Source organism: Xanthomonas bonasiae, assembly GCF_014836395.1.
GTDB classification, from domain to species: domain Bacteria; phylum Pseudomonadota; class Gammaproteobacteria; order Xanthomonadales; family Xanthomonadaceae; genus Xanthomonas_A; species Xanthomonas_A bonasiae.
The window spans coordinates 259,211-266,290 of record NZ_JACSQX010000005.1 but is presented as its reverse complement, the minus strand read 5'-3'; the positions used below and the strand labels follow the sequence as shown (position 1 = coordinate 266,290).

General features: G+C 69.3%; 7 protein-coding genes. 3 read left to right on the top strand and 4 right to left on the bottom strand.

The window, feature by feature from the left end; genetic code table 11:
- Positions 1 to 99: 99 nt before the first annotated feature.
- Both H9658_RS09975 and H9658_RS09970 read right to left on the bottom strand, forming a co-directional pair.
- Positions 100 to 2,205, bottom strand: a complete 2,106-nt coding sequence (locus H9658_RS09975) for a prolyl oligopeptidase family serine peptidase (protein WP_191825224.1) — start codon at positions 2,203 to 2,205, stop codon at positions 100 to 102.
- A 66-nt stretch (positions 2,206 to 2,271) separates the two neighbouring features.
- Positions 2,272 to 2,574, bottom strand: a complete 303-nt coding sequence (locus H9658_RS09970) for a hypothetical protein (protein ID WP_191825223.1) — start codon at positions 2,572 to 2,574, stop codon at positions 2,272 to 2,274.
- A gap of 132 nt (positions 2,575 to 2,706) precedes the next feature.
- Between H9658_RS09970 and H9658_RS09965 the strand changes: the two genes are divergently transcribed.
- Complete coding sequence (locus H9658_RS09965) at positions 2,707 to 3,291, top strand: lipocalin family protein (RefSeq protein ID WP_191825222.1); 585 nt, start codon at positions 2,707 to 2,709, stop codon at positions 3,289 to 3,291.
- A 225-nt stretch (positions 3,292 to 3,516) separates the two neighbouring features.
- On the top strand, positions 3,517 to 3,819 hold the full coding sequence (locus H9658_RS09960) for a winged helix-turn-helix transcriptional regulator (RefSeq protein ID WP_318241286.1): 303 nt from the start codon (positions 3,517 to 3,519) through the stop codon (positions 3,817 to 3,819).
- Positions 3,820 to 3,917: 98 nt separating this feature from the next.
- On the opposite strand, the gene H9658_RS09955 is transcribed toward H9658_RS09960, so the two are convergent.
- Positions 3,918 to 4,889, bottom strand: coding sequence for a helix-turn-helix transcriptional regulator (locus H9658_RS09955; RefSeq protein ID WP_179567441.1), 972 nt, complete (start codon positions 4,887 to 4,889; stop codon positions 3,918 to 3,920).
- Between the two features lie 194 nt (positions 4,890 to 5,083).
- On the opposite strand from H9658_RS09955, the gene H9658_RS09950 reads away from it, so the two are divergent.
- Entirely contained in the window at positions 5,084 to 5,872 is a 789-nt protein-coding gene (locus tag H9658_RS09950; RefSeq protein ID WP_179567443.1) for a DUF481 domain-containing protein, read from the top strand.
- 228 nt (positions 5,873 to 6,100) lie between these two features.
- Here H9658_RS09950 and hemC read toward each other — a convergent pair whose 3' ends face one another.
- On the bottom strand, positions 6,101 to 7,024 hold the full coding sequence (gene hemC, locus H9658_RS09945; RefSeq protein ID WP_179567445.1) for a hydroxymethylbilane synthase: 924 nt from the start codon (positions 7,022 to 7,024) through the stop codon (positions 6,101 to 6,103).
- Between the last annotated feature and the right edge of the window lie 56 nt (positions 7,025 to 7,080).

Sequence of the window (7,080 nt, the reverse complement as noted above, 5' to 3'; positions counted from 1 at the left end):
TGCTGTTGCTCCGGCCCTGGGTTACCGCGCCTTGCCAGAACTCCAAACGCCCGCACCAGGCGGCACGGACATCCGCCAAGACCAGCCGCTACGGAGCCTTCAATCCTTCAGCCGCTCCCACAGGAACCCGTACGCCAGCGCCTGCATATGCGCGGCCTGCGCATTGTTGGCCGCGCCGCCATGGCCGCCTTCGGTGTTCTCGTAGTAGCTCACGTCCTTGCCGGCGTCGATCATCTTCGCCGCCATCTTGCGCGCGTGGCCCGGGTGCACCCGGTCGTCGCGGGTCGACGTCAGGAAGATCACCGGCGGGTAGGTCTTCTTCGGGTCGAACAGGTGGTACGGCGAGAAGGTCTGGATGTAGGTCCAGTCGTCGGTGTCCGGATTGCCGTACTCGGCCATCCACGAGGCGCCGGCCAGCAGGTGGCTGTAGCGCTTCATGTCCAGCAGCGGCACCTGCACCACCACCGCGCCGAACAGCTGCGGGTACTGCACCAGCATGTTGCCGGCCATCAGCCCGCCGTTGCTGCCGCCCTGCACGCCCAGGTGCTTGGCCGAGGTGATCTTGCGCGCGGCCAGGTCCTGCGCCACCGCGGCCATGTCCTCGTAGGCCTTGTGCCGGTTCTGCTTCAGCGCCGCCTGGTGCCAGCGCGGGCCGTACTCGCCGCCGCCGCGGATATTGGCCAGCGCGTACACGCCGCCCTGGTCGAGCCAGGCGCGGCCGAGGCCGCCGGAGTAGAACGGGGTCATCGAGATCTCGAAGCCGCCGTAGGCGTACAGCAGGGTCGGATGGCTGCCGTCCAGCTTGAGCTGCTTCGGCCGGACCAGGAAGTACGGCACCTTGGTGCCGTCCTTGGACACGGCGAAGTGCTGCTCGATCGCGTCCTTGGACGCATCGAAGAAGCTCGGCATCGCCTTCAGCGTTTCGATGCTCTGCGGGCCGCGCTGCACGTCGGCCAGCATCAGCGTGGTCGGGGTCAGGAAATCGGTGGAGGTCAGCCACACCTGGTCGTTCTCGTCGGCATCGACCGCATCGACGCTGATGCTGCCGAAGGCCAGGTCGCCGACCGGGAACGGCGCGCGCGCCCACTCGCCGTCGCCCGGGGTCAGCACCCACAGCCGGCTCTTGACGTCGTCCAGCACGTTCAGCACCAGCGTCGACTTGGTCCACGCGAACCCCTCCAGCGAGGTGCTGTCGGTCGGCGTGAACAACACCCGGAACGCACGCTTGCCGGCCATGAAGTCGTCGAACTTGGCGGCCAGCAGCGCACCGGCGGGATAGGTGGTGCCGTCCACGGTCCACGGATCGCGCAACTGCAGGGTCAGCCATTCGCGGTGCACGCGCTTGCTGGCCGAGTTGGGCACGTCGATCTTGCGCAGGCTGCCGTCGGCATTGCGCAGATACATCTCGTCGTTATAGAAGGCCAGCGTACGGCTGACGAAATCGCGCTCGTAGCCGGGCGTGTCGTCGTGCATCGCGGCGATGTACATGTCTTCCGGCTTGCCTTCGTAGACCAGGCTCGCGCTCTGCAGCGGGGTACCGCGCTTCCACTGCTTGACCACCCGCGGATAGCCGGAGCTGGTCAGCGAACCGGCGCCGAAATCGGTGTAGAGGTAGACGGTATCGGCATCGATCCAGCCCAGGCCGCCCTTGGCCTCGGGGCGGAAGAAGCCGTCCTTCACCCATTGCTTGGAACCCAGGTCGAACTCGCGGGTGACGTCGGCGTCGGCGCCGCCGCGCGACAGCGCGATCAGGCAGCGGCGGTAGTCCGGGCGCAGGCACTCGGCGCCATGCCACACCCAGTTCTCGCCCTCGGCCTTGTTCAGCGCATCCAGGTCCAGCACCGTCTCCCACTTCGGCTCGGGCTTGCGGTATTCGTCCAGGGTGGTGCGCCGCCACAGGCCGCGCTCGTGCTCGCGGTCCTTCCACAGGTTGTAGTAGTACGGGCCGATCTTCTGCACCGCCGGGATCTTCGCGTCCGAGTCCAGCACCTCGCGGATGCCGGCCTCGCGCGCCTGGAAGCCCGGCTGCGCAGTCAGCCGCGCCTCGGTCTTGGCGTTCTGCGCCTTGACCCAGTCCAGCGGCTTGGCACCGGTGACGTCTTCGAGCCAGGCATAGGGATCTTGGGGCATCGCGGTTTCCTTCGCCGCGGCGGTGCCGGAGACGATCAGTCCGGCGAGCAGGCAGGCATGGGCAAGAGAGGGCATGGGTCACGTCCAGGAGAACAGCCCGGAACCGTAGCATGCAGGGCCGCCGCCCTCCCCTGCCGAAGGTCAGGCTGCGCGGCTGACCCGCCAGGCCGGCGCACGCCGGCGCCGTGCCTGCACCCGCGGCCGCATCCGCGCCAGGACCCGCCGCAACGGCCGCAGCGGCAGCGGGAAGCGGTGCAGCGCCCACCACGCGCTCAGCGGCATGCCCAGCAGCCACAGCGGCCACCAGCCCAGCCATTCGCTGTAGCCGCGCGCCGCCGGCCACACCAGCACCAGGGCCAGGCCGGCGAGCAGCGCCTGCCGCACCAGGCGGCGCAGCGCGGGGTGCGGCGCGGGGGCGGGACGGGAGGAACGGGCGATCGGCATGGCGGCGACTCCGGAGCAGGGCTGAGGCGTACAGCCTGCCGCGCGGCCATCTCAACGGCTGCGACCCACTATTGACATCACTTTCGCCCGATACTGGATAGCGTGTCTCTTCAAGCCCCGGATCCCTGCCCTATGCGCCTGCTTTCCCTGTTCGCCTCCGTGCTGCTGCTCGGCATGGCCGTCCCCCTGCCGGCGGCACGGGCGAAATCCCCGGAGCAAGAACCCTCGCAGCAACCGCCGATCGACCTGCAGCGCTTCATGGGCCGCTGGTACGTGATCGCGCACGTGCCCTATTTCGCCGAGCGCGGGCATGTCGCCAGCAGCGACGAGTACACGCTCAAGGAAGACGGCAAGATCGCCGTGCGCTACCAGTACCGCGAAGGCTTCGACGAGCCGGTCAAGGAAGTCACCTCGCGCGCCACGGTCAAGGACGGCACCGGCGACCGCCGCTGGACCACCTGGTTCTTCGCCGTGGTCCCGACCAAGTACCGCATCCTCGAGGTGGCGCCGGACTATTCCTGGGCGTTGATCGACTATCCCGGCCGCGACCTGGCCTGGGTGTTCTCGCGCACGCCGGACATGGACTACAAGCAGTATCGCGAACTGGTCGGCAAGCTGGACCACGATTACGGGATCAAGGTGGACAAGCTCAAGCGCGTGGCGCAGCGCCGCGACCAGGTCGGCAAGCTCGGTTTCGAAGTGCCGAGCAAGCCCTGAGGCGTGTCGCCGATCCCCGAATAGGTTGCACCCCCATCGCCTGCCGCTCAGCGCAGCGCCAGCCGGCCCCCGTATGATCGGGCCGGTCCGTCCCCCAGACAGGTGCACCGATTGGCCAGCGTTCCTTCCGACGTCCCCTGCACTGCGCCGCGCGTCCCCGCCGCGGATCCCACGCGCGGCCAGGTGTTCGCGCAGCACTGTCCTTCCCGCGCCGTCCTCAGCCATGTGACCAGCCGCTGGGGCGTGCTGGTGCTGGTGGCGCTGCGCAAGGGCACGCATCGTTTCGGCGACCTGCGCCGCAAGCTCGAAGGGGTCAGCGAGAAGATGCTGTCGCAGACCCTGCAGGCGCTGGAAGCGGACGGCCTGGTGCAGCGCACCGCCTATCCGGTAGTCCCGCCGCATGTGGAATACGCGCTGACCCCGCTGGGCGAAGACGCGGCGACGCATGTGCAGGCGCTGGTGGACTGGATCGAGACCAACATCGGCGCCATCCTGGGCAGCGGCAGCGCACCGCCGGATCCAGTGTAGGAGCGGCTTCAGCCGCGACAGGCGGCATCAGCTAACGGCAAGCCCGTCGCGGCTGAAGCCGCTCCTACAACGGCAGCATCCCGCCCGCTACCAATGCCTCAGTCGTCGCTGTAGTTGCTCAGCGCCAGCGACAGCAGCGACTTGGCCTGCTCGCGCAGCGAGCGCGGCTCGACGATTTCCGCATCCGACCCGTAGTGCAGCACGTCCATCAGCAACTCGCGCGAGACGCTGTACGGCACCTTCAGTTCGTAGCGGCCGTCGGCCAGAAAGCGCCCCTGCTGCTTGGAATGCCAGTGCTCGTCGGCGACCCAGCGCGCGGCCTTGGGACTGAACACGATCGTCGCCCAGCCCTTGGGCGCGCCGGAGAAGATCCCGTAGCTGGCCGCCAGCTGCGAGTCCAGTTCCTCGTCGGCCACGTCCTGCGCCACCTGGTCGAGCAGCCGCGCATGGTTGATGCGGTCCACCGCGAAGCTGCGCACCGCATCGCGGCCGTGGTCCCAGGCGTCCAGGTACCAGTTGTCGCGGTAGTGGGTGATGCGCTGCGGCGACACCGTGCGCTTGGTCGATTCGTCGGTGGAGCGCGCGCGGTAGTCGAACGACAGCCGCTTGCGCTCCAGCACCGCCGAGGCGACGGTACGGAAACTGGCCTCGTCGAGCTTGCGCCCGCGGTGCGGGATCACCCGCACCCGCTCCACCGGCCAATGGGTGGCCCCGGCCTGCGCCGCCAGCAGGCTCTCGATGCGCTGCTGCAGCGGCGCCAGCACCGAGGACAGCACCCCGCCGCCGGTCCGCGCCAGCAACTGCTGCGAGGCCAGCAGGGCGTGCAGTTCCTCGGAACTGAGCCACAGCCCGGGCAGTTCGAAGCGGTCGCTCTCGCCGGACTCGTAGCGGAACCCGGCCTCGCCGTCGCCCTCGACCGGGGCCATCAGCGCATCGCGCAGGAACGCCAGGTCGCGATAGACGGTGGCGCGGGAGCAGCTCAGTTCGTCCTGCAGGCGCGCCACCGTCACCGGATAGCGGGCGGACTTGAGCAGCCGGTGCAGTGCGTTGATGCGTTCGTAGCGGTCCATGGCCCCGATTATGTCTGAAGTCCGTGGCGGAAGAACGCGCTGCGGCCGGTCGCGCGCGCCAACCGCGGCGAGGCGGCCGAACCGGCGATGAAGCCGGGGTCCGCCGGCGGCCGGGGCGTCATGTAGATCCGGTATGATGAAATCGTTTCCATTCCGTTAGCCGAAGGCTGCGTCCTCAACCGGAGAGTAAAGCCATGCCCCGCTGCGCCACCGTAGTATCCGCCATCACCTTGTTGCTGCTGTGCACCTCCCCGGCCCTGGCCGCCGATGTGCCCGCCCCGCCGGCGGAACCAGGCAGTTCACCGTGGAGCGGCTCCGGCGAACTGGGACTCTCCTCCTCGCGCGGCAACAGCTCCAACGAAAGTTTCAACGGCCGGCTCAAGGGCCAGTACCTGGATGGCGACTGGATCCACAGCATCGACCTGTTCGCCTTGCGCGCCAGCGCCGAATACACCAACACCAACGACGACGGCAGCACCGAGCGCGTGCGCCAGACCACGTCCAACCGCTACACAGGCAGCGCCGGCAGCGCGCTGCAGTTGGGCGAGCACCGCCAGCTGACCGCCTCGCTGCGCTACGAGCGCGACGATTTCGCCACCTACGACCGCCTGGCCACGATCGGCATCGGCTACGGCACGCGGATCATGGACGGCGATCACAGGAGCCTCGATGTGCAGATCGGCCCCGGCGTGCGCCGCGCCCACGACGTGGAAGAGGACCGCACCGAGACCGGGCTGATCGGCCGCGGCCTGGTCGACTTCAAGTACGGCCTGACCGACAACACCGAGCTGGCCAATACCCTGCTGGTCGAATCGGGTTCCTACAACACCTTCGCGCAGAACGACCTGGGCATCTCGGTCAGCATGAACTCGCGGCTGGCGCTGAAGGCCGGCTGGCAGGCGCGCCACAACAGCGATGTCAGCGACGACAAAAAGAAGACCGATACGCTGGCTACGATGAACGTGGTCTACAAGTTCAAGTGAGGCCGGGATTGGGGATTCGGGATTGGGGAGTCGCAACGGCAGGTGCGGCGGCGATCGGGCCGGCGCATGGTCGGCCAGCCGTCGGGGTCGAGCCCGGCGTGTCGGCTGACGGCGCTTTCCTGTAGGAGCGGCTTCAGCCGCGACAGGATGTTCCTGGTGAGGCCCGGCCGCGGCTGAAGCCGCCCCTACGGGTTGGCCGCCTGCAGACAGGGCGCCTGGCTCGGCCTCTCAAGCCGGCAGCGCGGCGTCCAGCAGCTCGCGCGCGCCGGCGCCCAGCAGCGCCGCGGCGACGGCCTGGCCCAGTGCCTCGGGCTCGTGTGCCGGACGCTGCGCCTCGGCACGCACCAGCCGCCCGTCGGCGACGCCGCCGACCATGCCCTGCAACAGCAGGTCTTCGCCCTGCCAGTGCGCGAAAGCGGCCACCGGCACGTGGCAACTGCCGTGCAGCGCACGGTTCATCGCCCGCTCGGCCTCCACGCAGCTGCGGGTGGCGGCATCGTCGAGCGCGGCGAACAGGCCCAGCGCGGCCGCGTCGTCGCCGCGGCATTCCACCGCGATGGCGCCCTGCGCCGGCGCCGGCAGCCAGTCCGGCGCCTGCAGGCGCTGGGTGATGCGCGCCTCCAGGCCCAGCCGCTGCAAGCCGGCGCAGGCCAGCACGATGCCGTCGTAGCCGCCGTTGTCGAGCTTGGCCAGGCGCGTGTTGACGTTGCCGCGCAGGTCCAGCAACTGCAGGTCCGGGCGCCGCGCGCGCAGCTGCGCCTGCCGGCGCAACGACGAGGTGCCCACCCGCGCGCCCAGCGGCAGCGCCTCCAGCGACGCATAGAGATTGGAGATCAGCGCGTCGGCCGGATCGGCGCGGGTCAGGATCGCCGGCAGCGCGAACGGCGGGTCCAGTTCCATCGGCACGTCCTTCAGCGAATGCACCGCGCAGTCGGCCTCGCCGCGCAGCATCGCCAGCTCCAGTTCCTTCAGGAACAGGCCCTTGCCGCCGATCGCCGCCAGCGAGCGGTCCAGCACTTCGTCGCCACGGGTGCTCATCGGCACCAGCACCACGTCCAGCTGCGGGTGCGCCTGGCGCAGGCGTTCGGCGACATGTTCGCTCTGCCACAGGGCGAGCGGACTCTTGCGGGTAGCGATGCGCAGGATCTTCATCCGCCCATTATCGCGGAAAGCGCCGCCACGGGCCGCAGGCGCGAAGGCCCACGGCC